Source organism: Massilia sp. Masssp93 (genome assembly GCF_059491295.1).
Genome location: NZ_CP168502.1, coordinates 498,171 through 523,741, shown reverse-complemented (window position 1 = coordinate 523,741; position 25,571 = coordinate 498,171). Strand labels below are relative to the sequence as shown.

Sequence of the window (25,571 nt, the reverse complement as noted above, 5' to 3'; positions counted from 1 at the left end):
ATCAGTCTTCGAGGATCTTGAAGCGCGGATCGTCCGGATCGATCGACGCGATGCCGCGTGCTTCCTCGGTCATCTGCTTCTCTTCCGAGCGCTGCTCGGAGTGGCGCTTCTCTTCCAGGTACTTGTAGATCGCGTGCACGAGGTCTTCGCAGCCTTCGCGGTTCAGCGCCGAAATCTCGAACACGGGGCCCTTCCAGGCCATGCGCTTGACGAAGTCCTTGACGAGCTTCTTACGATCTTCTTCCGGCACGACGTCCAGCTTGTTCAGCACGAGCCAGCGCGGCTTGTTGACGAGCTCCTCGTCGTACTTCTCGAGCTCCTTCACGAGCGCCTTGGTTTCCTTGACGGGGTCCGTCTTGCCGTCCATCGGCGCGACGTCGACGATGTGCAGCAACAGGCCCGTGCGGCTCAGGTGGCGCAGGAACTGGTGACCGAGGCCGGCGCCTTCCGCCGCGCCTTCGATCAGGCCCGGGATGTCGGCGATCACGAAGCTCTTCGCGTGCGACACGCGCACGACGCCGAGGTTCGGGTGCAGCGTGGTGAACGGATAGTCCGCGATCTTGGGACGCGCGTTCGACACCGCCGTGATGAACGTCGACTTGCCGGCGTTCGGCATGCCCAGCAGGCCCACGTCGGCCAGCACCTTCAGTTCGAGGCGCAGCGCGCGGCGCTCGCCCTCCTTGCCGTCCGTCTTCTGGCGCGGCGCGCGGTTGGTCGACGTCTTGAAGTGGATGTTGCCCCAGCCGCCCTCGCCGCCCCTGGCCAGCAATTCGACCTGGTCGTGCTCCGTCAGGTCGGCGATGATCTCGCCGGTGACGTCGTCGACGATCAGGGTGCCGACCGGCATGCGCATGTAGACATCCTCGGCGCCCTTGCCGTAGCAGTCGGAACCGCGGCCCGGCTCGCCGTTGCGCGCCGTGTGCACCTTGGAAAAGCGGAAATCGACCAGCGTGTTGATGTTGCGGTCGGCGACCGCCCAGATCGAGCCGCCGCGGCCGCCGTCGCCGCCGTCCGGACCACCGAACGGGCGAAATTTCTCGCGGCGGAACGAGGCGCAGCCGTTGCCGCCGTCGCCGGCGATGACTTCGATGCGTGCTTCGTCGATAAACTTCATGATGAGACCACCAAAAACGAAAGGCTGTGTCACTGTTAAAAACGGACCGGGCATCCATGATAGACGAACGGCCGCGGAACGATCCGCACTTAACGGTGACAACGCCAAAAATTAAAAAGGCCCTACCTGAGGGCAGAGCCTATCGATCGTAAGGCTCGCGCCCTACTTCGCGGGACCATGCCTTGCGGCCCGGCCCCGCTTGCGCCGCTTGATTTAAGCAGCAGCTGCTTCTGCAGCGATGACGGTCACGTACTGCTTCGAACCGACGCCTTGCTTGACGAACTTGACCGTGCCGTTGACCAGGGCGAACAGGGTGTGATCCTTGCCCAGGCCGACGTTGGTGCCCGGACGGATAGTCGTGCCGCGCTGGCGCATGATGATGCCGCCGGCGTTGATCGCCTGGCCGCCGTAGACCTTCACGCCGAGGCGTTTGCTTTCTGAGTCACGGCCGTTGCGGGTAGTGCCGCCGCCTTTTTTGTGTGCCATTTAGATGCTCCTTGATGACTGAATAGGGACGCGCGGCGATTAGCCGTTGATCGCAACCACTTGGATTTCGGTGTAGTTCTGGCGATGGCCCTGACGCTTCTGGTAGTGCTTACGACGACGCATCTTGAAAATGCGCACTTTGTCGTGACGACCGTGCGACACAACAGTCACGCGAACCGAAGCACCTTCCACCAGCGGAGCACCAAATTTGATGCTCTCGCCCTCGCCGACGGCGAGAACCTGATCGATAGTGAGTTCGGAACCAATGTCTGCCGGTATCTGTTCTACTTTGAGTTTTTCGCCAGCGACAACTTTATATTGCTTGCCACCGGTTTTTATGACCGCGTACATGATTTGAAACCTCGTTGATTGTTAAGAAATTTCCCGTGTTCCCGGCACAAGAAACACAGCCAGGGATTCGGGGAACAGAGGATTATACATGGAATGGTGCGGGGCGTCAAAACGGTTGTGGTGGCGCGGCCTTGACGCCCGTCGCGCTGGAGGATTCCCTCTGGCGCCACTGGGAAAAAGGACGGTTTTTGCTTGCATGTCGTATAATCGCGACTCAACAAAACCTATCCGCATCCAACGTCAGCAGGTCCGCCTTGTCCGCCGCCACCCAAACCGCACAACAGAACCCCATCACCCGCACGATCGCAGCCGACATGGAGGCCGTCAACACGGTGATCCGGCAGCGGCTGCAATCCGAAGTCGCGCTGGTGAACCAGATCGCCGAGTACATCATCAGTGCCGGCGGCAAGCGGATTCGTCCCGTGCTGGTGCTGCTGCTGGCGAACGCCTACGGCTACCGCGGCACCGGCCACCACGAACTGGCGGCCGTCGTGGAATTCATCCACACGGCGACCCTGCTGCACGACGACGTCGTCGACGAATCCTCGATGCGCCGCGGCCGCCAGACGGCCAACGCCATGTTCGGCAACGCCGCGTCGGTGCTCGTGGGCGACTACCTGTACTCGCGCTCGTTCGAGATGATGACGGCCCTGGACAATATGCGCGTCATGCAGATCCTGTCGCGCGCGACGACCGTCATCGCCGAAGGTGAAGTGCTGCAGCTGCTGAACATGCACGATCCGGAAGTCACGCAAGAGAGCTACCTGCGCGTGATCCGCTCGAAGACCGCGAAACTGTTCGAAGCCGCCGCCCAGCTGGGCGCCCTCGTGGCCGGCGCGAACGACGACCAGATCGAAGCGGCCGGCGAATACGGCCGCTCGCTGGGCACGGCGTTCCAGCTGATCGACGACGTGCTCGACTACGCGGGCGACGCCGCCGAGATCGGCAAGAACGTGGGCGACGACCTGCGCGAAGGCAAGCCGACCTTGCCGCTGATCTACGTGATGGAAAACGGCACGGCCGAGCAGCGCGAACTGATCCGCACCTGCATCGAACAGGGCGACGAAACCCATTTCGACGCCGTGCTGGCGGCCGTCTCGAACAGCGGCGCGCTGGACTTCACGCGGCGCGAAGCGGAGACCGCGGCACGCCGCGCCGCCGCCGCAATCGCCGACCTGCCGGAGAGCGAATACAAGGCGAGCCTGCTGCAGTTATGCACCTTCGCTGTTGACAGGAACCATTGAGGCAACTATAGTAATGCCTTCCCGAGATTCCGGTAACGGCGTCTCGAACAGTCGGGGTGTAGCTTAGCCCGGTAGAGCGCTACGTTCGGGACGTAGAGGCCGGAGGTTCGAATCCTCTCACCCCGACCATCTGTTTTTCTCCCTCAGCAGTATCCATACCAGTCGGGGTGTAGCTTAGCCCGGTAGAGCGCTACGTTCGGGACGTAGAGGCCGGAGGTTCGAATCCTCTCACCCCGACCAAAATCCACAGTAAAATCAACAACTTACACCATCGTTGATTTCCTAAAAGTACTACAGTATCCTGTGTAGTACTTTAGTTAGGTTTCACACGTCCGTTTTCCTTTGATATCAACGCAGTTGGGCCTGATATTTTTGGAATCGCGCCAGTAACGAAATCGACCTCAAGCACTCCCCCTTCCCTTAGCAAATCAACGCGCACTGGACAGTCTAACGTCGCTACGCGGGTATCCAGACAAGCTCAAAATCTACCGAATCGAAGCAAGCCCGTTCTGGCAAGTCAGGTGCTTTGAAAACGGCAAGACGATCAAGCTGAGCACAAAAACCACAGACAAGCAGGAAGCCATCGAGTTCGCAAAGGCGACCTACAACCCGATTCTGCACGCGCAAGCAACGGGCAAGGCACTCACGCAAGGCACTCGCTTCGACATCTGCGCGAACAAGATGCTTGAAGCGCAGAAGTCGCGAGTGGAACGCGGCGAGCTTTCCAAGATGGCGCACGACAACGATATCTACATGCTCAACAAGCGAATCTTGGCCGAGTTCGGGGCAATGGAGCTTGCGAGTATTTCGTTCGCCGCCCTGCAAGACTTCGTTGGAAAGATCGGGGTCGACCTGGCACCGTCCTCCATCCAGCGACACTTAGGTATCGTGTACAAAGTCATGGGGTATGCGCTTCACCGCCAACTGCTCCTTACACTTCCGAACTTCCCGACCATCAAGAAAAAAGACGAGCCACGGGGATGGTTCCCTGATGCACAGTATCGAGCGCTCATCGCTAGAGCAACCGAGCTTGTCGCGATATCCCTCCTATTGTTAAACGTCGCAATCGTTTGATTGAGAGGAAGCCGCCACCGTTGCCCGACGAGAAGGCTTTACTTGCCAAGCAAGCGGCCAAAATCGAAAGGGTGGCGTCAACGGCCGCGACCGATCAGGCCAAAGCTGAACAGCCAGCCAAGGAATGCAAGGCACTGCCTCCATTTGACATGCTTGATCTGCCCGATGCAATGAACAAGATGGGTTTTGTTGTGGGGCCAAGCTTTCGCGGCGGTGGTTCAATGGTAGAAAGCACAAATTAAGCAGTGACCCGGCATACACCTAGCAAGTGTCGCTTCACACGACACTTGCCACATTTATGCAGTCATAGATGACGCTGTAGCCGGTGCGCTCTCATGTTACTGACCGAGCGCAACAAGTCGGCAATTTCCCCAAGCTAGCTCAGCAAGCGGTTATCATACATGCCATTATTGCATCAGCGATGATGTCTTGATGAGCACGGGAACCTGCATGAGCAAAACGCTTCGTAGTCTTGAAAACCTCCTTATCGACTATCAGCACTCCCGCATCCTGCGGCTGATTTTCCCCAATCGCGACGAACCGAAATCCAGGTTACTGGTCAACAGGCTGGACGCGGACGAAGGGCTTTCGCGCGACTTCGAGTTCACTGTCGAGCTACTATCCGACAACGCCTCGCTCGAACTGAAGGACGTCCAAGGCAAATTGATGTCTGTGGAACTTGTGCGGCAAGACGGCAGCCTGCGCTACTTCACCGGCTACGTCTTCAGTTTCCGATTTGTGAAGACGGATGGCAATGTCGCGTTCTACGAAGCCAAGCTCGGGCCATGGCTGAAGTATCTGGCCCTGCGCAAGAACTGCATGCTGTTCCATGGACTGAGCCTATACGATCAAACGAGGAGTATTTTTCGCGAGTACCGCGCTCTGCCTCAGTGGGAGTTGCGCGGCCACGCGGAAGACCCTCCGATGACCGAGGCGTGCCAGTTCGACGAGTCCGACCACAACTACTTAAGCAGACGTTGGGAGGCTGCGGGTTGGCACTATGCCTACGAACACACGGCCAAGGGTCACAAACTGATACTGAGCGACGATTCGACCTACGCCAAACCCATCGATGGCGTGGAGATCGCATACCAGCGTCATACCGGCTCGCAGGAAGAAAACGGCATCCATGAATGGTCGGGCGTGCGGCATATCGTGCCTGCGAGCGTGGCCCTAACGTCCTTTAATTTCAAGGCACCTCGGCAGCAAAACGTTGAACTGCCGACGCGAAATCGACAAGGCATGGTACTTCGTAAAGAGTACTACGAATACGCGGGTGCCTATGGCTTTAAGGATCATCAGGACGGCGACCGTCTCGCGAAGCTGCGCATGGAAGAATTCGAACACGCGGGAAAGCTGTTCGAGGCCGTAGGTAACAATCGCCACGTCGTCCCTGGCTACTGGTTCCGGCTGACAGGCCATTTCGACGGCGGAAGCAAAGAAGACCGGGAATTCCTCATCATCGAAGTGCGTCACAGTGCGAGCAACAACTACCACGTGAACGACGCCAGCCGGCCCCACTACGAGAACCGGATCAAGTGTATCCGCAAGGTCATTCCGTGGCGTCCTGGTCGCGGCTTCAACAGCGTAGAACCGAAAATCTACGGCCTGCAAACGGCCACCGTCGTTGGACCGAAGGGCGAAGAAATCCACACCGATCAGTACGGGCGCGTCAAAGTCCAGTTCCACTGGGACCGCGAAGGCGCGAACGACGAGAAAAGTTCAGCATGGCTTCGCGTCGCTACCCCTTGGGCTGGTTCCAACTTCGGCATGACCTCAATTCCGCGTGTCGGCTCAGAAGTGATCGTGCAGTTCTTGGATGGCAATCCAGACCGCGGACTCATCACCGGCATGGTGCCGAACGCCGCCAACATGCCGCCTTGGAATCTGCCTGCAAACAAGACCCAGAGCGGCATCCTGACGCGTTCCACGCCGAAGGGCAGCTACGGCAACGCTAACGCGCTGCGCTTCGAAGACATGAAGGGCCGGGAACAGCTCTGGCTACACGCTGAGCGCGATCAACTTACCGAGGTCGAGCACGACGAGGATAAATGGGTCGGCAACGACCGCCGCAAGACCATCGACCACGACGAGACATCGCACATCAAACATGACCGCACCGAGACGGTAGACAACAACGAGACCATCACTGTTCACAACAACCGCATCGAAACAGTCGATAAAAACGAAACCGTCGATATCGGCGGCAACCGCGTCAAGACCATCGGCAAGAACCGCAAGGACGACATCGGCAAGAATTGGTCGACTTACGTTGCCCGGATGAAGACGGAAACGGTCGGCATGGCCTACATGCAGAACGTCGGCATGGGCCGCATGGAAAATGTCGGCCTCGCCTACAACCTGAATGTTGGCACGATCATGGCCACGGTCGTCGGCATCAACCAGATTACAAAAGTCGGCAAGACGATATCGATCACGGCAGGCGATGAATTGTCGATCACGGTCGGCGCGGCAAGCCTTCGAATGACAGCGGACGGCAAGATATCCATCAGCGGCACGCAGATCGCCATCGAGGCATCCGGGCCGATGGAAATATCAGGCAAAGATGTCGATATCAACTGACCGGGCCGCGCATGGAATTTCGAAACCTCACGCCTTACCCCTCGATGGCGTTCGATGCCCTCGACCAGCATGACCAGCGCTTCCACGTCGGCGTCATGCGGCTCACCTTCGAGTTACAGCACGACGGCAAGTTCTTGCTCGCGCCGGAGCAAACGCCGCTAGTAACGTCGGATGAGTACTACGGCGAAATGAACCGCTCCAGCGTCAAGCAGGAATCCGACCTTGCGCCGTACAAGCCGCATACCGACGTGATCGTCATCGCCGACGCGCACGCGCCGCAGGGCCGCGCGACCGGAGAGTTTGCCGTCGCTCTCAAGATCAACGGCCCGCCTACCGAGCCAGATTTGCCGCCTGAACCGCACGGCCTGAATCCATCATTTCATGCGTCGCCCGAACGTATGGCCGAATGGCGGCAGAAGTGCGCCCGTTTGACGGCGCAGGCCAAACAAGGACCGCTCATTCTCTCCAAGATACTTACGATCACGGGTGCTCGCGAATGGCGCAAGCGTCCTGCCTTCATACGGGCGCTGACCCTGTTCACGCTCCCGAAATGGAAGCTGACAGCACCGCAACCTATCACAACGCTGCCGCTGCGCTACGAATACGCCTATGGCGGTGAGAACAAAATACTCGTCACCGAGCGGTCAGCCAAGCGCGTGAGTAAAAAACATCGCTTGCCAGGCCTAGTGCCGCAGCCCGAGAACGCGGCCACTGGCGATGCGCCGCAAGCAATCGCCCATACGGTATGCGAGCGAAACCCGGTAGGCCGTGGCTTCGCGGAAGACTGGTATCTTCGCGCGACGAAACTAAAGCGCGTGCCAGCGCCGCAAATAGAGCCCGCTAACCAGCCCATGGCGCGCTTTGGCGACGAATGCGAGCCAGATGGCTTTGGCATCATTGGGCGTGCCTGGAGGCCGCGCCTGGGGCTGGCAGGCACCTACGACCAGCAATGGCTGGAAAACCGCCACCCAAGTTTGCCCGCCGATTTCAATTTTGCGTACTGGAACGGCGCACCCGCCGACCAGCAAGTTGTCCCACATATGGATGGCGACGAAACCATTACGCTGTACAACCTTTGTCCAGCCGGTACAGGGACAACACAAGACGCATGGGGCAACACGCTCCTGCCGTTCGCTCTGCCGGGACATCTGCCGTTCGTGCTAGTCCGTTTTGAAGACGGACGCATTGGCGAACTCGCGGCCAAGCTCGATACGGTCATCATCGACGTGGCTCCCGACGCTAACAACCCGGACAAAAAGCCTTCCGTCGTTTGCGTGTGGCGCGCTACCGTCGCTTCCGAACCTGCCATACGGGTGCTCGAAGCGCGAATGCTGTCACGCGCTGATGTGGACGCGCTGCGCGAACAGGCTCAAAACCTCAAGGCTCCGCAGTCGGCAATCCAGTCGAACGAGCCCACACCAACCATCGCTTGAGAGGAATATATGCCAACTGGTGCCCGTAAAAACAGCATCTTCAAGGCCGTAAGCCTCGTTCCGAACGTATGCAAGACACCAATGGGGCCGAACATGGTACCTGTTCCCTACCCCATCATTGCTGACCTGAGTAATAGCGTCGAAGTCGCAAAATCGGTCAGGTTCAATGGCAATCCTGTCTTCCTACTCAACGACAGCGTGGTGACGAACGTGACCGGCAATGAGGCCGGAACAGGCGGCGGCATGAAATCCGGTGTCAACAAAGGAAAGGTTCGTGCTACGCAAAGTGCCAACTCTGTAAGGGCAGAGAAGAAATACGTTGTGCGCCATGGCGACGAGTGCGACATGAATCTGGCAAGTTAAGCCATGAGTACGAAGGGGGTAATCCTAGAACAGGCTGAGCGGTCTATAACGCACGTCGAACCGCATGGCGGCGGAGCCAATCTCGCCACGAGCCTTGAGAACGCCGCTGAAAAAACCATGTGGCAAAAGTCCAGCCCTTGGGTGCATGGAGTGTTAGGTGTAGCCAGCTTTGTTCCCGGCCTATCAGTAGTGACCGGTGCGGCGGATACGGCGATCTACGCGGCTGAGGGCGATCTTGTCGAAGCGGGCATCGCGGCGGCAAGTATGATCCCAGGCGGCAAGGTTGTGACGACGGTGGGTAAGGTCGCCAAGGGCGCAGTAGGGATGGCGAAAGGCGCAGGCACGGCTGCAAGGATCGCCAAGGGCGCGCACGAAGCGGAAGAAGTCGCCAAAGCTGCGAAGGCAGCAAAGGACGCAGAGGAAGCCGCAAGAGTTGCGCGAGAAGCCAAAGCAGCCAAGGAAGCCCGAGAAGCCAAAGAGGCAGAAGAGGCGCGGGAAGTTGCATCTGGTCCCAAAAAACCAAAAAAAGAGGTGACCGTAAAGGGCCGCGAGCATAAAGTGCCTTGTTTCCATCCGTTTGATAAGAAAAAATTCATGCGGATGAGTAAGGACGAACAGAAGGCATACTTAAAGGAAATGGCCGCGCAGCTCAAACGTCAAGAAAGCGCAATCAATGAGCTGAGCGCAACGGATTACAAAGCGGCACGAGACGCGTTTAAAGCACTAAACCGCAATCCAGCCGCGGCTGCGGCACAAGAAACTTTCAACGAGAGAGCATTGTCGAGAATTAGCGCAAGCATTCGCGCCAGCCTGCGAAAAACGGGAATGAGCGCTCAAGAAGCAAAAACAGAGGCCGCCGCGCGCGCTAAACAAGTGATGGACAAGTTAGCGGCGCTACATGATCCTGACATGGTGGCTGGGGGTTGGATGGACCCGGAGCCGAAAGGGCACGGACGCCGAGATGTAAACTCGTCGATTGGGGCAAGTTGGAACCAAAATGACCGCGTCGCCGGCATGGATCGCGAAGCCGAGAGGGCAATTAATAGCGGTCGAGGCGAGCAAAAGATGAATGTTAAACTGGAGCCTTGCCGTGGCAAGGGAATGAGATGAGAGACGAAGACTTTGAAGTATTTATTGATGAATTCGGTGAGGCGACTCACAGGACCGATGTTCCAGCAGAGGCCATCCAAAAATGGAAAGGCAAGCTACCCGATCAGTTATTAACATACTGGAGGGAAGAAGGGTGGTCCGGTTATGCAAATGGCCTTTTTTGGATTGTTAATCCAGACGATTACGAAGACATTGTTGATGAGTGGCTAGAAGATACTTCGCTGGAACAAATTGATGCATTCCACGTAATCGGTAGAACGGCATTCGGCGACCTTTATGTTTGCGGCGAACGCAGCGGCGTCAATATGACAATAAGCTGTCCTATCAACGCAATTTTTTCCCTACCAAAGGACTTGAAGCCGAAAAGCAAAGAAGATCAAGATTGGTCGGTCCGATCTTTTATTGGATTAAGCATTAGTGAATGTGACCTAAAAGACGAATCCGGGCGTCAACTCTTCCAGCGGGCTCTGAAAAAATTAGGCCCACTTGAACCAGACGAAGTTTATGGCTTTGAACCTGCTATAGCTGTAGGCGGGAAAATGCGACTGGAGAACCTTGGGAAGCTCAAGTTAGACGTGCATCTGACTATCCTTCGACAGCTTGCGTCACCGACACTTCCATTCTCAAATGTCGAAATCGAAAAATTACTCAATTCTTAGCATTTTATGTTCTACAAAGAAATGAGTTTTACTGATGAAATGGCCTCTTCATTCCCGGAGCGGAACCCGCTTCCGGGCGTGTTGCGGCAAGCCCTACAATTCATGGAAGAACACGGCTGCGTTCGGACGCGTCGCGACGGCGTTCGCTATATGACCTTGTACCCCAAACCCGAACACAGCGACCTAGCAAAAACAGGTTTTTTCGTACCTGACCCTGCTGATACCGCACAGTGGACAAAAAGTGATGATCCCGAGGTAAACGACCGGCTAGCGATCTTTTTGCGAACCGGCGGCGATGGATCGTGGGCTGGACTTTGGCGAGATGATAATGGTCAGCAGCGAATTGTTCATTTAGGCTCAGGGTCTGGCTCGGTAATGCTCTGTGTGCTCGCCGAAAATATAGAAGACCTATTACGTTTGTTGGCGATCGGTTACGACGAACACTGTTGGCCTGATCAGTTCGAATTAACGCCAGATGAGGTACGAGAGGATGAATACGACGATGATGACTACCCGCCGCCACCGCAACTTTTCCAAAATTACGTTAAAAACATACTTGGGCTGAGCATTCCTGCGCGCGGATCGGAAGTCGTGGGCAAGACCGTAAGTATGGACGAATCTGAATCAGATGATGATTTCTGGAACTGGCTGAAACGCCTTAACGATTAATGGTGCAATGCATGGGCTAAATACTTCCAGAACAGCGGAGGTATTATGTCGCACTCTTTTCGAACTGGTCAGGACGGAAAAAAGGTAAAAATTCCACACGGCTACACATCGCGGCAAGGTCGTGATGGTCGTGTCGTCGCAGTGCCGCCCGGTGGGACATCGCGCGAAGGTCGGGATGGTCGAGTGGTAGCAGTTCCGCGCGGCGCGACTTCTCGCGAGGGCAGCGACGGACGCGTTGTGGCTGTACCAAAGGGAGCAACGTCGCGGGAGGGTCGAGACGGCAGAGTCGTAGCAATTCCGCGTGGTCGCCACGGTGCCGAAGGGCCTGATGGCCGCGTTCGGCTACTGCCAAAGCGTTAGCAGACGAGCTAACGTTTGCCCATCAGTGGCGGTTCTCGCGACAATAAAGTGTTCCTGGCAGTGTCGCTTAGCGCGACACTAGCCGAGTTATTCAAAGCGAGGATCGGACGATTCTTCCAGTAATGCCGCAAAACTGCACTCCCGCAAGCGGTTTTCTAACATGTCATGCTCAGGAATATCTATTTCCACAGCTCTGTAGTAACCTTCTACGTCAGTATCGTCGAAGCCCGTAACGCGGAAATCGACCGGAACTATACACCGTGCAAAGAGCTCTGCCTTGGGCGACTTTCTCAGCGTGCTGATTATTCCGTCGACTACCGAGCCTTCCGGGCCTACCTGGATCGGCATTTTTAAAGTGTACTCTTCGAGCCCGCGCGTCACTCCAAAATGGATCCCACCCGAAATAACGTTATATAATGTATCCCTGTGACAGTAGCATATATCGTCGTCATATAAACCTTCGCGCAAGTAGGAGTTTGTAACAACCAGACCAAAGACCTTAGTTACCCTCTCTCGCAAAGAATCATCGTCAGCCCACTCAGCAATTTGACTCAAATCTTGTTTTAGGGCAGCGCATTGCTTGCGGCATTGCTTTGACTTTTTCTGGAGCCGATCTTCTATATCGAAAAACTCGTAAGCTTCGGCTGGCGAAGGAAGGGAAGCAGTCTCGATGACAAATGCCGTATCATCGATTACAACCAACAAGTCTATTTCCTCGTCAGGCTTTTGGCGCGGATGCAAACTTGTTCCTATGAATTTCATGCGATCCCGATGGGGGCTCTTTGCGATGGCATCACGTATTGCCTCAGCCAGTAAGCTTTCGTTAGCAGGACCTTTTTTCTTAAATGCAACCGTAAGCACTTCATGACTTTTTGACCAAGCATTCAACAGACGAGCTTGATGTGCGCCTTGCAACGGCCACCAGAGCAACAGCACATCGTCCCCTGCAGGCAGCAAGGGATTGTCCCATAGTGCAGCAGACTTAGATGGTGTGAAACTAAGAAAATCAAGACACTCTTTTACCCTATCTGCGGACAATGCAACACACTGTTTAATAGTTGCGATTATCTGATCGCGCGACAATCGGCTCTCGACAAGAACTGATAGCTCATTCTTATCTTTCACAATATCGAGGGGCCGTGCTAACTGATAAATTTGGGCCGCCATCGTGGACAACTCGCCCCAGATGACCATGATTTCTCTGATATGAAGTCCCACTTGAGGATGCATTTCGCGTATAAAGGTCCCCAGCGACGCATCCTGCAATATGCCGTGGGAGTAGCGTGTTTCAAGCACTAATTTTCGTTCCTCCTCAGGCACGAGAAAAGCCGGCAGTGGTTGGACGAGCAGACGCCCTTCAAGCAGTCGCACGTAAGGAACAAAAACGTTGTTATCGAATGTCTCGGGATTCTCCCTCTGAAAGCTATCGATCGACCTTGCCATCAAAGCAGGCCGTCTCGCTAAATCAACGGTTGCGCGTACCGCCAAGTCGCTTGCGAGTTCATCAACGAAGTAGCTACGACAGTCATGGGCGACCACGACGGCAGTTCGCCACCAAATTACCGAGTCCCATACACGTTTAATCGACAAACTGTGCTGAGCTAGATCCATGAGATTGCCGAGCACGTCTTCGATAGTCATCCCAGCGCGCTGCGCGCTTTCCAGTTTTCCGAGTCCGCCAGCACGTCCGAGTAGCTTCAACGCGGTACCGATGGCATCTACGACAGCCTCCATTGGTGGTTGAATTGCGTGGGAATTTCCCGCTGCGTCAGTGAAGCATCGCATTTCTCTAACACGTTCGCTAGCAATAAGCTTAACCCCTTCCATTGCCTTTTCAAGACTCTGGAATACTTGAAGTTGAACCTGGTTTATTCGCTCCGAGAAAAACTGGCTTAAATCTTCAATCGTTCGGAAGTGAAGGTTTTCGGAAAGTCTCTCAACGCTTGCATGAACTCGCCCAGTTTGATGAGCGAGCATGAGCCCTAGTAGATAAACATTATGATCGTCGGGACTACCGTCGCGTTGCGCCTCATATGCCTGTTGCCACACATTCTTATCAAACCCGTACCCTGTGGGATTAGGTATCGATTTTGGTTTCTGCCGGATCGTTTCGATAAAGCTCAATCTCATGAAAAGTCTCCTTCCATCTATAATTGGGACACGATGACTATACTTCCAATATCTCGACTGCTAAAGTCGATGCCAGCCAAGCACGCACGCTCCGAGTCTCAAAATGCTGGATCGTGGGTTCCGGGTGGCCACTTTTCCAAGGAAAGGAGCAATGGGCAAGTCACAACCTTGCCGTAGAAAAGTGAGCGGTCAGGTTTTGGTGACTGAGTTCGGTTTTTATCGTAGCGTTGCTGTTCTCACCATGCGCTAGTGGCCTTACCCCGTAAGTGTCGGTTCGAGCGACATTAACCTAGCACAGCCGCAACGTTACTAGAATACTCATGGCTTGCTTCAAGTTGAAGGCATGGCTTGAATCAATCATGGGAACGTCACCCAGGCACGCTACCTGCTGCCGCGCTTGGTCAATATTGACCCACAACCGAAGCCGCTGGCTGTAACGAAAACTTGGCATACGCGAAATTTTGATGCATCATGCCAACTCTGTCAGCGGTGTTCAAAGGTCGAAGATGCAATTAGGGTCACTCTCTCGTGTAAATCTGCGCAATGTTTGGACGCATGAAGCTACAGATTTCACTCCCTGGCTTGCAAGTCCCTCCAATCTCGCAATAATGAGTGATGCCGTTGGGCTTGACCTGGAGCTAGTCAGCCAAGAAGAATTTATCGGTCCTTACCGCGCCGACATCATTTGTAAAGATCGCCTTAGCGGTCAGACTGTCCTCGTAGAGAATCAGCTTGAAAAGACCGACCATCTTCATCTCGGGCAAATCCTAACATATGCCGCCGGGATCGAAGCGAAGACCGTGATATGGGTGGCATCTCGTTTTACTGATGAACATCGCGCAGCGCTCGACTGGCTAAATGAGATAACGAATGAAGAGCATGAGTTTTTCGGCCTGGAGATTGAGCTTTGGCGGATTGGTGATTCTGCCCCTGCCCCTAAATTCAACGTAATTTCGAGTCCGAATGAGTGGAGCCGAAGCGTTAAGGAGGCTGCTTCTTCGAACAAAGTTCACGGACCGCGACAGGCAGTCTATTTGCGCTATTGGCAAGCGTTTCACCAATATCAAAAAGAACAAAACCCATCGATCAAGGCACCAAAACCATTTCCGCAGCAATGGCTGACGTTCAGCGCTGGCCGAACGGGCTTCTCCTTCGAAACTATCGTTTCGTGGGAAGGAAGAATGTCAGTTCGGCTCTATGTCGTATGCAATTCTCCAAGTCCAAAAGCTATTTTTCGGTATTTTCACAAACGCAAAGACGAGATTGAGGCCGCAATGGGCCACGCGCTTGAATGGGCAGACATGCCTGAGAAGAAAGGGATTGGCATTGGTTTGATTCGCCATGACTGCGATATCGAAGATGAAACCCGCTGGCCCGAATATATCCAGTGGCAGGCACAGGCCTTAAAGAAACTCGACGGGGTCTTCCGACCGATGATTAAATCATTGCCAAGCGACGTGTTGTGAATATGTCAATTATTCGACCGACATTACATTGTCGACCAAACGAAATTCTTTTGTTTTCGATTACCCAGCGGTGTAGTACTCACTGTAGTACAAAAGCCAGAAACCATTTACCTACGGGCTGTATTTCAAAATCCTCATTATTCGGGACGTAGAGGCCGGAGGTTCGAATCCTCTCACCCCGACCACCTCCCCTCTTCCTCCCTGTTTTAGTTGCGTCATGTTATCCATGACACACAAGGGCGCAATTCGGCAGTCTGGCTTTCGCTCCGTCAGCCGGCGACGCTGGCGTTGCCGCTACCGATGAGCTTGCTGCCGCATTCGGTCTCGCATCCCTCCACCGCCACCGCGATGCCATCGACGGACAGCGTCGCGTGCGCGGTCACGATCCTGTTCTCGCCATGTCGCGGGCAGTCGACCTTGTCGCCGCGCCGCGCAACAGGCTTGCCCCCTACGTCGTGCGTCGGCGAACCGCCGAGCACCGTGCCGCCGTGGTCGGTCCTGTCGCCGACCACAATGATTTTCATGGACATCGTCACTTCCTGAGCATCACGGCGGCGCCGTGCGCGGTGAAGCCGCACGTCGCCGGCAAGGTCTTCTTCATGCGCGGATCGTCGAACGAGACCCAGAACTCGGCGCCCTTGCCGCGCACCGGCATGCCGAAGACCACGCCGTTGGGCTCGTCGTAGAAGGCGCCCACCGGTGCGCCTTCCTTGCCGTCGGCGCCTTGCGGGTTGTAGACCTCCAGTTCGACGCTGTCGCCGTTGTCGTCGTAGCCGGCCACGGCGTGGCCCTCCCGCCGGTACGTGCAACCGGGGCCGTCCTGGGTGTAGCGGTAATCGAAGGACGGGACGCCCCGCTTGTCGACACGCCAATGGCTGATCGTCAGATGACGGGTCGCGGCCGCGTCCCTGGCGCTCAGGTCGACCGTCCCGGTGAAGCCTCGCGCGGCAGTTGCCAGGGGCAGCGCGAACAAGAAAAGCAGATGGTTGCGAATGTGATGTGTCATGCGGTCTCAGTGTGTGGTTGCCGCCGTCAGCGGCGCGCCGTCCGCCTTGACGTCGTGGAGAATGTAATCGTCGTCATAATCCGGGTAATTGCCCGGATAGCGATAGCAGACGACCCAGGCTGTCGGCACGTGGCTGTGCGTCACGGCGCTGTTGTTGCCCTGGTTGCCACCCAGCGTCGCGAGGCGCACGCCCGCCTTGTCCCGTCCCGCCACAAAGGTCACGTGGTGACGGCCGTCCGGAAAGCGGATCAGGGCCACCGCGCCGAGCGCGGGCTTGTTGCCGCGGGTCGCGCGCCCCCAGTTCCGAAATGACGCGGCCAGCGCGTCGTGCGTCCCCTGATAGCCCGCCTTGACGAGGCACCAGTTGCAGAACGCCGCGCACCACGCGGTTTCGTCCGTACTGGCGTCCTTCTTGTTCAGGCTGGTTTCCTTGAAGTACTCGATGATATGCGGATTGACGGCCCTGCCGGGAACTCGCTTCACCTTGGCCTTGAATTCCTCTTCCGCCACCTTCATCCACGGCGCCTTTACCGACGCCATCACCTCGGTTCTGGGCTTGTCGGCCTCGTCGCGAAAATAGGCAACGTGCAGGGCACTCAGGAAATCGTCGAATCCGCTTCCGGCGGCGGCCGTTGCCGGCGCGGCGTCGTGGCCATCCACGACCGGAATGCGCAAGACCTGATCCGGCCGGATGACGTACGGCGACCGGATGCCGTTCAGGTCGGCGATTGTCTTGTAGCGCACCTTGTAATGCGCCGCGATCGACGACAGCGTCTCGCCCTTGGCGATCGTGTGGGTGGTCGTCTTCACCGTGCCGGGCGCCGGTACGGCCGGTGCGACCGCAGGCCTGGCCGGACCGGACGCGGGCGGCTTGTCGTGGACCCGCGTGCTGGTCGGCACCAGAACGGTCGGCGCCAGCAGCGTGACCGTGAGCGACTTGAGGGGATCGGGGATCACGACCGGTTCAAGTTCTGCCCATTCCTTGCGGATCGCGTCGAATACCTTCAACACGATGTTGTCGGTCGTTCCCGGTGCGATCCGGACGGCGATGGCGCCCTGCGCATCGGTCACGGTCTCGGTGCTGCGCGGGCCCACCGCCACGCTGACCTTCGTGTTGGCGAGGGCGGCCTTGGCGCCATCCTTCAACAGAATCTCGGCGACAGGAAGTTGCGCGCCGCAGCCCTGCTTTTGCGCCGCGGCCACCGCGCGCCGCATCGTGCGGCCATTCCACACGTCCTTCAATGCCTGCACATAGTTTTCGTCGGTCGCATAGCCGGCCTTCTTGAGGGCCGCCGCCTCCTTGGCGAAGTCGCCCACGGTGTCCTTGTCGAACAGGCCGGCCTTCGTATAGATCGGATTGCTCTTCAAGAATTTCGTGCGGTCCTTGAGACTGGCAAGCACCGTCGGATAGACGCGGAACGGCGCATCGACCCAGATTTTTTTCCCGCCCACTTTTTCCCAGACGTGGAATACCTTCGATTCGCCGTCCCAGCCGGCGCTCGCCTTGATGTTGAAGATGTTATTGGTGCCGGGCAAAACCTTCTCGCCCCAACCGGTCTCCTGCGCCGCCTGCGCCAGGATCAGTTCCCAGGAACAGCCCGTTTCGGCGGCCACGGCGCGCGCCGGGCAATACAACTGCCGGATGAAGGCAAGCTTCTGCTCGTAGGTATAGGTTTCCTTCGTCATGCTACTGCCCTTTCGCGACCGCCTGCACCAGCAGGCTGCCGTTGCCCTTGCGTGCAATCACGACCAGCTTGTCCTCCAGGGCCAGCACGTAGGCGGGCTCGCCGGCGACGCCTTTGACGACCGTCTGCGCACCGGTCTTGCGATTCACGGCCACGAGGGCGGACGGATCCTGCGACCTGCCGCAGGCCGAACGGACCGCGTACACGGCGGCCGCGTCGGCGCTGGCAGAACCGGTCTGGCACCAGGCGCCGGCGGCCTGCAAGTCTTCCCTCACCTTGCCGTCCGGGCCGACGACCGTCAGGTGCGTCGTCTTGCCGGCGTAGCCGAGCGAGACGATCTCGCCCGCCGGCGTGACGGCGGTGGCGATGTCGTCCGCCTTGCCTTTCTGCGGCCTGACGCTGAACTGGTATTTGCCGGCCACGATCTTCGACACGGCGTAATCGTCGGCCAGGGCGTCCGCCGCTGCGTGGGCCGGCGCGAAATTCCCGCCCAGGTAGGCCGTGTGGCCGTTCAGCCTGACCACCGAACCGCCCAGGTACGCGCCCGTCGCCAGATTGCTGAACGATGCCGCTTGCAGGGCCGGGTCGAGCTTTGCGAAGAAGATCGCGTTGGCCTGGGCATTCGCCGTCACTTCTGCGGTCCGTCCCGCCACCGTCACGCCGCCGGCGTCCGCGTCGATGTCGTACACGAACGCGTTGCGCACGCTGGTGGCGAGCTCCTTGCGCGCGATGAGCTTGCCGTTCTCGCCGAAACGGTAGACCCAGGCCAGCCCCTGGTTCAGCGACTGCTCGGCATGCGTGTCGACGTTCGCGGCGACGTACACGTCCTTGCCGGATACGCGGCAGGCCATGAAGCGGACGGACGCATCATCGTCCGGCGCATCGACCGTCTGCTGCCACACGATCCTGTTGTCGGCGGGGCTGTACATGGCCACGAGGCCACGCGTGCGCAGGTCGCCATCCGGATCCATCGTCTGCCCCACGATGCAAACATTGCCGCCGGCGCCCTGGCGCGCCTGCGCGACGAAGGTGGACATATGCGGCTTGCTCAGCACGACGGGGGCGGCCAGCACCGGGGAGCAGACGTTCAGTGCGAGCAAGGGAAAAAACAGGAAGGACGGTTTCATGATTCGGTTCCGGAAAGCGGCGGTGCCGCGGGGTTCAGGCGGTGATGTCGTATCGGCTCAGATCGGGATCGTCGGCGTCGTCGTCGCCCGGGACGATCGGCGCGTCCTCGTGATCGGCGTAGTCGAACACGAGGACGGGACCGCCGGCCGGGCTGCTGATCTCGTCGACGCGCTCGGTGACGATCTGCTCCCACTTGCCGGCGTTGACGTCGAGTTCGACGGCGGCCGGCTGGGACGCCTCGGTAAACAGGCGGGCCGACCGGCCCTGGGCGTCCAGATTGCCTGAGCCGAGCACGGTATTGGCCTCGGACAGGAATCTGTAACGCACGGCGCGCACGCCGTCCGGCAACTTCCACAGCGCTGCGTCGACCATCAGCTGCTGGCTGTACTTGCGCGGCACCGCCTGTTCGAACGCCGCCTGCTGGACGGCGTCGATGCTGCGCGGGCCCACGAACGAATGCGTGGCGGCGTGTGCCGCGAAAGCGCCGTCGGTGCCATGCTCGATGCCCGCCTTGCTGAATTTGACGTAGCTGCCGCCGCCGCTGATCTGCACCTCGTCACGCGCGCTGATGATGATCTTGTCGGCCGTCTGCGTGATCTGCAGCTTGGCCAGCACGTTGATGCTGTCGCTCAGCGCCTTGATGTCGATGTCGCCGGCCGCCGCGATCAGGCGCATGCCGGCGCGCTGCACGAACAGGCGCAGCGATTCGCGGATGTTGGCGAACAACTTGCCGCCGGCGGCCACGGCGAGATCCTTGCCGGCCGTGAGCGCCGTATGCTCGGCGCTCGCGACGTGCGTCGACCTGGCGCTGGTCATCGCAATGCCGGCCGCGCCGGCCAGTACCAGGCTGGGCTCGGACAATTCGGGGAAACCGCCCGCTGTTGCCGCGCCGGCGCCTTTGACGCCGTCATTCTGCGCCTTGAGTGCCGCCGCGACGTCGGCCTGGCGGGCGGCCTTGTCCTGCGCGCCGTACTGCTCGGCCATCCCGGCCAGATCGGCCTGGGCCTCGCGCGCTGCGTCCAGGCGGGCCGTTGTTTCCGTCATGTCCTTGGCCGCGCCCGCGGCGTTGGCGCGCGCCTCGGTCGTGATCAGCATGCCCCTGCCGGCGCGCGCGACGCCCCAGGCATCGGTCGCGAGTTCCCAGCCTTCGCCGCGCGCCTCGCGGCGCCCACGCACATCCTCGATACGCGTGATGTGACCCAACGACAGCTGGCTGCACGCATGGTCGCTCTTGAGCTGGGCCTGGATGCCGGCATGCGTGTCGTCGAGGATCAGGTGATTGCTCCGCCCGCCCGCGGTATTGCCGCCGTCCGGCGCCAGCTCGCGGCTGCGCAGACCCGTCAAGGCCTGCTGCGTCGCCAGTTCCCAAGGCGGCATGTGGCGCGCGTTGTGCACGCTGCCCGTGATGATGGGCCGGTCCGGATTACCGTCGAGCCACTGGACTACGACTTCCGACCCGACCCGCGGAATCGCCGCACTGCCCAGTTCCGCACCCGCCCACAGCCCGGCCACGCGGATCCAGGCAGAGCTGCGCTCATCGCGATTACCGACGCGGTCCCAATGGAACTGGACGCGTACGCGGCCGTATTCATCCGTATGAATGCTGTCCGGTCCCGCCGGCCCGACCACGGTCGCGGTCTGGGGCGCCAGGATCCGCGTGGCGGTGCTGTTGAAGCCCCGCCCAGGGCGCCACGGCACGTCGCGGCGCGTGCAGGTCAGCCGGTTGCGGTAATAAGCCGGTTCCTCGGCCTTGAGATAATTGTTCGTCGCCGTATGCCGTACGGCGAGGATCAGGAAGCGGCCGTCCTTTTCCCGACTGTCCGCCCCGGAGCCGGAGTGGCGGAAGTGGTCGGTCAGGCGCAGGCTGCGGCCCGGCATGCAGAAACGGCTGTTGCCTTCGGCATCGTAGTATTTGCCGCCGCCCTCGAATTCTTCCATGCGCAGGCGCGCCATTCGGTCGCCGTCCCGGTAATTGTCGAAGCCGTATGCGCCCGTGTATTCGCAGGATTCGATCGCCGGGACGGCGCCCTGGCGGGCCAGCGTCGGCACGCTCACCTCGGCATCGCCCGGATCCTTGAAATTGAAACCGGTCAGCGCCACCGACGCCGGCACGATGCGGCGCGCGCCGGACCATCGGTGGATCGCATCCTCTTCTTCGATGCCGCCATGGCGCTGGAACCGGACATCGCCGCCGCCGTCGATGGGGGGCGCGAGCGTCGAATCGTCCGTTACCACCAGTTGGTGGCCTGCCGCCGTGTGTTCGTACCAATACATGTAGCCGGCCTCTTCCCAGCGCCGGCTCAGGTAGTTGTAGTCGGTCTCGTCGAACTGGCAGGCGTCCGTCCACGCCGGATCCTCGCCAGTAACGCGCCAGTCCCAGTTCGCCTGCAACGCATAGTCGCCCAGGATGGACGCGGTCTGATCGCGCAGGTTAAGCCCATGGAACAGATAGTTGTCCTTGCGCAGTGCCAGAAAGCGGAGCCACGGTCCCAGGCGTGCTTCGTAGAAACTGATGGCGCCGTCGGACCCTTTGTGGCGAAAACCGAAGACATGGCCGCTGAAATAGCGCAGGCTGCCGTCGGCACGTACCAGCTCGATGGTGAGCAGCTTGCCCTGCATGGCCTTGAGCGGCACGTCGGGATCGTCGGACAAGAGTTCGACGGTGACGTCGAAATCGCGTGACACGTGCTCGGTCGCATCCAGTGCGTTCACCAGAAATTGTGTCTCGGGTCCATCATTATTGGGAAACGACAGACGCAAAATCCTGTTTTGCTGCCGGTTGTCGAGGAGCCGGAACGGTTGGCTGGCCATACAAGTCCAAAGAAAACAGAGAATCAGGCCGGGACTGGCGCCGTCACAACCATGTTTCCCTGATGTAACATTGTGAAAAGCAACATTCTACCGATATTACAAGAAATTGTTGTTACTTTTGGCAACTGTGCGACATCATGCAATGCGCATGAGACATGCCGCCACAGGTCCGCCGGCGACGTACCGCCGCGCCGCAGCGAGCTGTGTGGCCGGCCCGCGACAATCCCGCCGACTGTCCATCACGATCACGTCGAGCCACGTATCCAGCCTGCGTAGCCTCAAGCCCTGCCGGCCGCCCGTTCCTTACCATGGAACGGCAACTTGCTTGATGAACCTGGACAATGTCTTGCAGCATTGTCACCGGAGAAATTGCTTGTAAATCAATGCTTGTGTAATTCCCCATGCCCAACCGCTTCGTCTCGTTCCTGCAGCTGGCACGCTGGACCAGCGTCATCGTGACGCTGATGTACCACGTGCGCTTCCTGCTGTTCGTCGACTACGAGGACGTGCACGCGAAAACGGCGCTGTCGGCGGCGTTCTACTTCCTGACCGGGCTCGGCCATGAATCGTTCGCCGTCTTCTTCGTCCTCGACGGCATCGTGACGGGACGCGTACTGCTGCGCCGTCCGCCCGGCGCGGCCGTCGCACGGCGCGTGGGCGCGCTGTACCGGCTCCTCCTGCCCGGCCTGGTCCTCGGCGCCGCCTTCGACGCCGCCGGCGCGCGATTCTTCAACGGGTCCGGCCTGTACACTGCCTACCCGGCATTCAGCACGCTCACGCTCGGCTCTGCGCCGCTGCTGGGAAACCTGTTGATGCTGCAGCCCTTCGTCGTTCCCACGTTCGGCAGCAACGGCATGTTGTACCTGCTGTCCTATCTGTTCTGGTCGCTCATCCTGCTCGCCCTGTGCGCGCGCGCGGCATGGCCCAGGCGGATCGTGCTGCTGGCGGTCGTGGTCGCGCTCGCGCCGGCGTCATTCCTGGCCTGGGCCGCCATCTGGCTGGCTGGCATCGCGGTCGTGTACGCTGGCGCGACGCACGCCGCGAGGCCGCCGGCGCCCGTCGCCATTGCCGGCTTCGCCGGCGCACTGCTGCTGTCCAGATTCATCGGCGCCGACGCGCATTTGCTGCCGTCCCCGTTCGGCGCCTGGCTCATCGAGTGGAAATACCTGTTCGTCGGCTTCGGCTTCGCCGCCGTTGCCTGGGCCCTGTATCCGCCCCACCCGCGGCACGACGTGACGGGCGACCACGCGGCGCCACAAGCCGCGGCATTCACCTTCTTCTTCCACTTCCCCGTGATGATGCTGCTCGTCGCGGTCGCGTCGACATTCCTCGGCCAGCCACTCATGCAGCAGCCGGCGGCCGCACGCTACGGCGAATTCGTCATCCTCGTCGCCGCCTGCGTGGGCATGACGGTGCTCGCCGTGCGCGCGGGCGCCAGCGCGATGGACGCCGTGGCCGGCCGTCGCCCACGCATCGCGGCCTAGCACGAAAGCACAGCGCCAGGCCGCGTTGCCGTGGCCTGGCGCTGGTCAACCTTGCTGCGTTCCTTATTTGCCCGACGATTTCCCCGACGACGCCCGCATGCGCACCGCCAGCGCCGCCAGGCTCGAGCCGACGGCCAGGGCCACGATGCCGTTCCAGCCCCATGCGGCCAGCGCCTGGGCGCCGAGGGCACCGCCTGCGGCCATGCCGACGAACATCGTCGTCATCAGGATCGCGTTCAGGCGGCTGCGGGCTTCCGGTGCGATGCCGTAGACGATCGTCTGGTGGGCGATCAGCGTGGCTTGCACGCCCAGGTCGAAGCCGACGGTGGCCAGCGCCAGCAGCACCAGTTGCGCCTGCGTCGACAGGTGCGGCATGGCGAACATGGCGGCGAACGAGGCGACACTCAGGGTGGCGCCGAGACGGGTCACCCATTGCGGACCGCGGCGGTCGGCCAGGCGGCCGGCGAACGGGGCGGCCAGCGCGCCGACGGCACCGGCCAGGCCGAACGAACCGGCGGCGGCCGAACCGAGGTGGAACGGGGCGCCATGCAGCATCACGGCCAGCGTGGACCAGAACGCGGAGAAGCCGATCGCCAGCAGTCCCTGCGCCGTCGCGGCGAGGCGCAGGGCGCGGTGCTGCTTCCACAGCGCGGCCAGCGACGCCAGCAGGGCCGGATAGGCGACCGTGCTCGTCGGCTTGAAGCTCGGCAGCCAGCGGGCCAGGATCGCGGTCGTCAGGCCGGCGACGGCGGCGGCACCGCCGAACACGGCGCGCCAGCCGAAGGCTTCGGCGACGACGCCGCCGACGACGCGCGACAGCAGGATGCCCAGCAGCAGCCCGGTCATGACGGTGCCGACGATGCGGCCCCGATGCTCGGCCGGCGCCAAGGTGGCGGCGGCCGGGACGATGTCCTGGGCGACGGTGGCCAGCAGGCCGACGGCGAGGCTCGCGCCCAGCAGCACGGCCAGGTCCGGCGCGGCGGCAATCGCCAGCAGCGCCCCGGCCAGCAGCAGCGACTTCACGACGATGATGGTGCGGCGGTCGAAACGGTCGCCCAGCGGCGCCAGGAACAGCAGGCCGAGGGCGTAGCCGAATTGCGTCAAGGTCGGGATCCAGCCAACGGCCCGGTTGCTGGCGTGCAGGTCGGTGGCGAGTATCCCCAGTGTCGGCTGGCTATAGTAGAGGGCGGCGACGGACAGGCCGGTGCTCGCGGCCAGCAGGAAGATCAGAGGCGAGGTCAGCCTCGTTTGGACCGGTACGGCAGTCGCGGCGGTGTGTGCGATGCTCATGGTTGTTGACTCCGTTGAGTGATGTTGCAGCGCATTATGAAGATCCGCGGCATGGCCGTGTAGCAGCGGCGAGCGTCAAACTGTTATACGATAGGCGTATGAGCAAAGACTTTTCGAGTATCAATCCCTCTGCCGACCGTATGATGCTGGTCGAAACCTTCGTGCGCATCGTCGATGCCGGCAGCCTGTCCGCCGCCGCGCGGGCGCTCGCGACGACCCAGCCGACGATCAGCCGCCGCCTGAAAGCCCTGGAAAAATCGCTGGGCGTGCGCCTGCTGCAGCGCTCCACGCACGCGATGAAACTGACGGACGATGGCATGCGCTGCTATGACCGGGCAAAGGAATTGATCGCGGGATGGCAGGAATTCGAAAGCGAGATCCGGGGCGCCGTGGACGAGCCGGTCGGGATGCTGCGCGTCGTCGCGCCGCATGCGTTCGGCCAGCAGCAGCTGGTGACCCCGCTGGCCGAATACCTGGCGCGCTATCCGCGCATGACGGTGGACTGGACCCTGCACGACCGCACGCCGGACTTCATCGGCGAGGGCATCGATTGCGCGATCCGCGTGGGCGACATCCCGGATCCGTCCGTCGTGGCGATCCGGCTGGGCGACGTGCCGCGCATCGTCGTCGGGTCGCCCGCCCTCCTCGACGGCCGTGCAGTGCCGGCGCACCCGGACGAGCTGGCGCGCCTGCCGTGGATCGCCGTCAGCAATTTTTACCGCGACGAGGTGACGCTGACCCACGCGCAGCACGGCGAGACCGTGCGCGTGGACATCCGCCCGCGCCTGTACACGGACAACCTGTACGCGATGCGCAACGCCGTCGTGCTGGGCGTGGGCATGGCGATCGGGTCGCGCTGGGCGTTGCGCGAGGAACTGGACGCGGGCCGGCTCGTGCAGCTCGTGCCGGAATGGCAGGCGGCGCCGCTGCCGATCTGGCTGATCTACCCGCCTGCGCGCTTTTATCCGGCGCGGCTGCGCCGCTTCATCGACATCATGCGCGTCGCGGTGCCGCAGGCGTTCGGCATCGTCGCGCCGCCGGGGCGGTGATTCGTCCCGGCGACGCATGATCCGGCGTGGTGTCCGGGACGATTCGCCCGATGGACGAATCGCGTTGCGCATGCGG

At 60.0% G+C, this 25,571-nt stretch carries 22 protein-coding genes and 2 tRNA genes; 14 read left to right on the top strand and 10 right to left on the bottom strand.

Going from position 1 to position 25,571, the window contains the following annotated elements:
• Position 1: 1 nt before the first annotated feature.
• The 3 genes from cgtA to rplU all read right to left on the bottom strand — a co-directional run bounded on the left by cgtA (position 2) and on the right by rplU (position 1,951).
• Positions 2-1,114, bottom strand: coding sequence for an Obg family GTPase CgtA (cgtA, locus tag ACEN9Q_RS02380; protein WP_495627237.1), 1,113 nt, complete (start codon positions 1,112-1,114; stop codon positions 2-4).
• A gap of 213 nt (positions 1,115-1,327) precedes the next feature.
• On the bottom strand, positions 1,328-1,600 hold the full coding sequence (rpmA, locus tag ACEN9Q_RS02375; protein ID WP_056438856.1) for a 50S ribosomal protein L27: 273 nt from the start codon (positions 1,598-1,600) through the stop codon (positions 1,328-1,330).
• A gap of 39 nt (positions 1,601-1,639) precedes the next feature.
• Positions 1,640-1,951 (bottom strand): 50S ribosomal protein L21, encoded by a 312-nt coding sequence (gene rplU, locus ACEN9Q_RS02370; protein WP_036230184.1) that lies wholly within the window; start codon positions 1,949-1,951, stop codon positions 1,640-1,642.
• A gap of 254 nt (positions 1,952-2,205) precedes the next feature.
• On the opposite strand from rplU, the gene ispB reads away from it, so the two are divergent.
• The 11 genes from ispB to ACEN9Q_RS02315 all read left to right on the top strand — a co-directional run bounded on the left by ispB (position 2,206) and on the right by ACEN9Q_RS02315 (position 11,086).
• Positions 2,206-3,195 carry an octaprenyl diphosphate synthase gene (gene ispB, locus ACEN9Q_RS02365; RefSeq protein ID WP_495627236.1) on the top strand — a complete coding sequence of 330 codons (990 nt, stop codon included), beginning with the start codon at positions 2,206-2,208 and terminating at the stop codon, positions 3,193-3,195.
• 52 nt (positions 3,196-3,247) lie between these two features.
• A tRNA-Pro gene (locus ACEN9Q_RS02360) sits at positions 3,248-3,324 on the top strand.
• 34 nt (positions 3,325-3,358) lie between these two features.
• Positions 3,359-3,435: transfer RNA gene (locus ACEN9Q_RS02355), tRNA-Pro, on the top strand.
• A 441-nt stretch (positions 3,436-3,876) separates the two neighbouring features.
• Complete coding sequence (locus ACEN9Q_RS02350) at positions 3,877-4,269, top strand: hypothetical protein (protein WP_056438848.1); 393 nt, start codon at positions 3,877-3,879, stop codon at positions 4,267-4,269.
• A gap of 20 nt (positions 4,270-4,289) precedes the next feature.
• A complete protein-coding gene (locus tag ACEN9Q_RS02345) occupies positions 4,290-4,511 on the top strand; it encodes a hypothetical protein (RefSeq protein WP_157201764.1) in 222 nt (73 codons plus the stop codon).
• 208 nt (positions 4,512-4,719) lie between these two features.
• Positions 4,720-6,852 carry a type VI secretion system Vgr family protein gene (locus ACEN9Q_RS02340; RefSeq protein WP_157201763.1) on the top strand — a complete coding sequence of 711 codons (2,133 nt, stop codon included), beginning with the start codon at positions 4,720-4,722 and terminating at the stop codon, positions 6,850-6,852.
• 11 nt (positions 6,853-6,863) lie between these two features.
• Complete coding sequence (locus ACEN9Q_RS02335; protein WP_056438844.1) at positions 6,864-8,285, top strand: DUF2169 family type VI secretion system accessory protein; 1,422 nt, start codon at positions 6,864-6,866, stop codon at positions 8,283-8,285.
• Between the two features lie 9 nt (positions 8,286-8,294).
• Positions 8,295-8,648 carry a DUF4150 domain-containing protein gene (locus tag ACEN9Q_RS02330; protein WP_082547805.1) on the top strand — a complete coding sequence of 118 codons (354 nt, stop codon included), beginning with the start codon at positions 8,295-8,297 and terminating at the stop codon, positions 8,646-8,648.
• Positions 8,649-8,651: 3 nt separating this feature from the next.
• Positions 8,652-9,758: a polymorphic toxin type 15 domain-containing protein gene (locus tag ACEN9Q_RS02325; protein WP_495627235.1), complete on the top strand. Its 1,107-nt coding sequence runs from the start codon at positions 8,652-8,654 to the stop codon at positions 9,756-9,758.
• Positions 9,755-10,417: a GAD-like domain-containing protein gene (locus ACEN9Q_RS02320; RefSeq protein ID WP_082547803.1), complete on the top strand. Its 663-nt coding sequence runs from the start codon at positions 9,755-9,757 to the stop codon at positions 10,415-10,417. Before ACEN9Q_RS02325 ends, ACEN9Q_RS02320 begins: the two co-directional genes overlap by 4 nt.
• A gap of 6 nt (positions 10,418-10,423) precedes the next feature.
• The gene (locus tag ACEN9Q_RS02315; protein ID WP_157201762.1) at positions 10,424-11,086 is read left to right on the top strand and encodes a hypothetical protein; all 663 of its coding nucleotides are present in this window, start codon (positions 10,424-10,426) and stop codon (positions 11,084-11,086) included.
• A 447-nt stretch (positions 11,087-11,533) separates the two neighbouring features.
• Here the strand turns inward: ACEN9Q_RS02315 and ACEN9Q_RS02310 are convergent, their stop codons facing one another.
• Positions 11,534-13,576: a hypothetical protein gene (locus ACEN9Q_RS02310; RefSeq protein WP_157201761.1), complete on the bottom strand. Its 2,043-nt coding sequence runs from the start codon at positions 13,574-13,576 to the stop codon at positions 11,534-11,536.
• A gap of 464 nt (positions 13,577-14,040) precedes the next feature.
• Between ACEN9Q_RS02310 and ACEN9Q_RS02305 the strand changes: the two genes are divergently transcribed.
• Positions 14,041-15,042, top strand: coding sequence for a DUF4268 domain-containing protein (locus ACEN9Q_RS02305; RefSeq protein WP_082547802.1), 1,002 nt, complete (start codon positions 14,041-14,043; stop codon positions 15,040-15,042).
• Positions 15,043-15,311: 269 nt separating this feature from the next.
• Here the strand turns inward: ACEN9Q_RS02305 and ACEN9Q_RS02300 are convergent, their stop codons facing one another.
• Genes ACEN9Q_RS02300 through ACEN9Q_RS02280 form a run of 5 tightly spaced genes read right to left on the bottom strand, consistent with a single transcriptional unit; the run spans position 15,312 to position 21,672 of the window.
• A complete protein-coding gene (locus tag ACEN9Q_RS02300) occupies positions 15,312-15,572 on the bottom strand; it encodes a PAAR domain-containing protein (RefSeq protein ID WP_495627234.1) in 261 nt (86 codons plus the stop codon).
• A 2-nt stretch (positions 15,573-15,574) separates the two neighbouring features.
• A complete protein-coding gene (locus ACEN9Q_RS02295; protein ID WP_495627233.1) occupies positions 15,575-16,048 on the bottom strand; it encodes a hypothetical protein in 474 nt (157 codons plus the stop codon).
• Between the two features lie 6 nt (positions 16,049-16,054).
• On the bottom strand, positions 16,055-17,734 hold the full coding sequence (locus ACEN9Q_RS02290; protein ID WP_495627232.1) for a TIGR02594 family protein: 1,680 nt from the start codon (positions 17,732-17,734) through the stop codon (positions 16,055-16,057).
• A 1-nt stretch (position 17,735) separates the two neighbouring features.
• On the bottom strand, positions 17,736-18,860 hold the full coding sequence (locus tag ACEN9Q_RS02285; protein ID WP_495627231.1) for a hypothetical protein: 1,125 nt from the start codon (positions 18,858-18,860) through the stop codon (positions 17,736-17,738).
• A gap of 34 nt (positions 18,861-18,894) precedes the next feature.
• The gene (locus tag ACEN9Q_RS02280) at positions 18,895-21,672 is read right to left on the bottom strand and encodes a type VI secretion system Vgr family protein (protein ID WP_495627230.1); all 2,778 of its coding nucleotides are present in this window, start codon (positions 21,670-21,672) and stop codon (positions 18,895-18,897) included.
• Positions 21,673-22,073: 401 nt separating this feature from the next.
• Between ACEN9Q_RS02280 and ACEN9Q_RS02275 the strand changes: the two genes are divergently transcribed.
• A complete protein-coding gene (locus ACEN9Q_RS02275; RefSeq protein ID WP_495627229.1) occupies positions 22,074-23,156 on the top strand; it encodes a hypothetical protein in 1,083 nt (360 codons plus the stop codon).
• 63 nt (positions 23,157-23,219) lie between these two features.
• Here the strand turns inward: ACEN9Q_RS02275 and ACEN9Q_RS02270 are convergent, their stop codons facing one another.
• A complete protein-coding gene (locus ACEN9Q_RS02270) occupies positions 23,220-24,446 on the bottom strand; it encodes an MFS transporter (protein WP_495627228.1) in 1,227 nt (408 codons plus the stop codon).
• Between the two features lie 98 nt (positions 24,447-24,544).
• On the opposite strand from ACEN9Q_RS02270, the gene ACEN9Q_RS02265 reads away from it, so the two are divergent.
• Positions 24,545-25,495 carry a LysR family transcriptional regulator gene (locus tag ACEN9Q_RS02265; protein WP_495627227.1) on the top strand — a complete coding sequence of 317 codons (951 nt, stop codon included), beginning with the start codon at positions 24,545-24,547 and terminating at the stop codon, positions 25,493-25,495.
• Positions 25,496-25,571: the final 76 nt, after the last annotated feature.

Coding starts and splice junctions, on each gene's coding strand:
- ACEN9Q_RS02275 (WP_495627229.1), top strand. CDS start 22,074: ATGCCCAACCGCTTCGTCTCGTTCCTGCAGCTGGCACGCTGGACCAGC.
- ACEN9Q_RS02350 (WP_056438848.1), top strand. CDS start 3,877: ATGCTTGAAGCGCAGAAGTCGCGAGTGGAACGCGGCGAGCTTTCCAAG.
- ACEN9Q_RS02270 (WP_495627228.1), bottom strand. CDS start 24,446: ATGAGCATCGCACACACCGCCGCGACTGCCGTACCGGTCCAAACGAGG.
- ACEN9Q_RS02340 (WP_157201763.1), top strand. CDS start 4,720: ATGAGCAAAACGCTTCGTAGTCTTGAAAACCTCCTTATCGACTATCAG.
- ACEN9Q_RS02290 (WP_495627232.1), bottom strand. CDS start 17,734: ATGACGAAGGAAACCTATACCTACGAGCAGAAGCTTGCCTTCATCCGG.
- rpmA (WP_056438856.1), bottom strand. CDS start 1,600: ATGGCACACAAAAAAGGCGGCGGCACTACCCGCAACGGCCGTGACTCA.
- rplU (WP_036230184.1), bottom strand. CDS start 1,951: ATGTACGCGGTCATAAAAACCGGTGGCAAGCAATATAAAGTTGTCGCT.
- ACEN9Q_RS02320 (WP_082547803.1), top strand. CDS start 9,755: ATGAGAGACGAAGACTTTGAAGTATTTATTGATGAATTCGGTGAGGCG.
- ACEN9Q_RS02310 (WP_157201761.1), bottom strand. CDS start 13,576: ATGAGATTGAGCTTTATCGAAACGATCCGGCAGAAACCAAAATCGATA.
- ACEN9Q_RS02265 (WP_495627227.1), top strand. CDS start 24,545: ATGAGCAAAGACTTTTCGAGTATCAATCCCTCTGCCGACCGTATGATG.
- ACEN9Q_RS02295 (WP_495627233.1), bottom strand. CDS start 16,048: ATGACACATCACATTCGCAACCATCTGCTTTTCTTGTTCGCGCTGCCC.
- ACEN9Q_RS02315 (WP_157201762.1), top strand. CDS start 10,424: ATGTTCTACAAAGAAATGAGTTTTACTGATGAAATGGCCTCTTCATTC.
- ACEN9Q_RS02330 (WP_082547805.1), top strand. CDS start 8,295: ATGCCAACTGGTGCCCGTAAAAACAGCATCTTCAAGGCCGTAAGCCTC.
- ACEN9Q_RS02285 (WP_495627231.1), bottom strand. CDS start 18,860: ATGAAACCGTCCTTCCTGTTTTTTCCCTTGCTCGCACTGAACGTCTGC.
- ACEN9Q_RS02300 (WP_495627234.1), bottom strand. CDS start 15,572: ATGTCCATGAAAATCATTGTGGTCGGCGACAGGACCGACCACGGCGGC.
- ACEN9Q_RS02325 (WP_495627235.1), top strand. CDS start 8,652: ATGAGTACGAAGGGGGTAATCCTAGAACAGGCTGAGCGGTCTATAACG.
- ACEN9Q_RS02280 (WP_495627230.1), bottom strand. CDS start 21,672: ATGGCCAGCCAACCGTTCCGGCTCCTCGACAACCGGCAGCAAAACAGG.
- cgtA (WP_495627237.1), bottom strand. CDS start 1,114: ATGAAGTTTATCGACGAAGCACGCATCGAAGTCATCGCCGGCGACGGC.
- ACEN9Q_RS02335 (WP_056438844.1), top strand. CDS start 6,864: ATGGAATTTCGAAACCTCACGCCTTACCCCTCGATGGCGTTCGATGCC.
- ACEN9Q_RS02305 (WP_082547802.1), top strand. CDS start 14,041: ATGCATCATGCCAACTCTGTCAGCGGTGTTCAAAGGTCGAAGATGCAA.